Annotated in this window: 3 tRNA genes; all 3 read right to left on the reverse strand. The window is 55.8% G+C overall.

Annotated features, from left to right (window positions below):
• Window position 1 precedes the first annotated feature (1 nt).
• A tRNA-Arg gene (locus tag AC1DKZ_RS33180) sits at window positions 2-75 on the reverse strand.
• 3 nt (window positions 76-78) lie between these two features.
• A tRNA-Leu gene (locus tag AC1DKZ_RS33185) sits at window positions 79-167 on the reverse strand.
• Between the two features lie 16 nt (window positions 168-183).
• A tRNA-Gly gene (locus AC1DKZ_RS33190) sits at window positions 184-258 on the reverse strand.
• Window positions 259-351: the final 93 nt, after the last annotated feature.

Raw genomic sequence — 351 nt, forward strand, 5'->3', positions numbered from 1 at the left:
CCGCGCCCGAGAGGAGTCGAACCCCTAACCTCTTGATCCGTAGTCAAACGCTCTATCCAATTGAGCTACGGGCGCATATGGTGCCGAGGGCGGGGGTCGAACCCGCACGGTGGTCACCCACCGCAGGATTTTAAGTCCTGTGCGTCTGCCTGTTCCGCCACCCCGGCATGTCATACTGAAAATTGGAGCGGAAGACGGGATTCGAACCCGCGACCCCAACCTTGGCAAGGTTGTATTCTACCACTGAACTACTTCCGCAAGACATGTTTGAGTTATTTTATTAAAAGTGCGGGTGAAGGGAGTCGAACCCCCACGCCAAAGGCGCTAGATCCTAAGTCTAGTGCGTCTGCC

This window comes from Bacillus sp. 05T21, assembly GCF_056396785.1.